This window comes from Psychrobacter sp. I-STPA6b, assembly GCF_020662265.1.
Lineage (GTDB): Bacteria > Pseudomonadota > Gammaproteobacteria > Pseudomonadales > Moraxellaceae > Psychrobacter.
Genome location: NZ_VEWM01000013.1, coordinates 1 through 516, shown reverse-complemented (window position 1 = coordinate 516; position 516 = coordinate 1). Strand labels below are relative to the sequence as shown.

Below are 516 nucleotides of genomic sequence, written 5' to 3'. Positions count from 1 at the left end.
GATCTACAACAATTGCAGTTCATCACAGTCGATTAGTTTTTTTTGTAAAGAGTAGTGAAAAGAAAAATGGGAAGAATTAAAATAAATGTTTTAGTTCTTCCCATTACTATTTTACTATAAATTATTTTTAAAATTCCAATTTCTTCTTACGCAGCTCAAAATTTTGCCCAAGGTAAACACGGCGAACCATTTCGTCTTCAACTAATTCTTCCGGAACTCCTGCTTTCAAAATTCCACCTTCAAACATTAAATAGGTTTTGTCTGTGATAGCCAAAGTTTCCTGAACGTTGTGGTCGGTAATTAAGATTCCAATATTCTTGTTTTTTAACTGAGCTACAATTCTCTGGATATCTTCAACCGCAACTGGGTCAACTCCTGCAAAAGGTTCGTCTAATAAAATGAATTTTGGATCTGTGGCCAAGGCACGAGCAATTTCAGTACGTCGTCGTTCTCCTCCTGAAAGTAAATCACCACGATTGGTACGAATATGTTCTAAACTGAATTCTTCAATTAAAC

1 protein-coding gene is annotated in these 516 nt (G+C 35.1%); it reads right to left on the bottom strand.

What is annotated here, in order from left to right:
- Positions 1–127: 127 nt before the first annotated feature.
- The coding region (locus tag FHK88_RS02430; RefSeq protein WP_227429207.1) for an ATP-binding cassette domain-containing protein at positions 128–516 on the bottom strand (389 nt) is incomplete at its 5' end.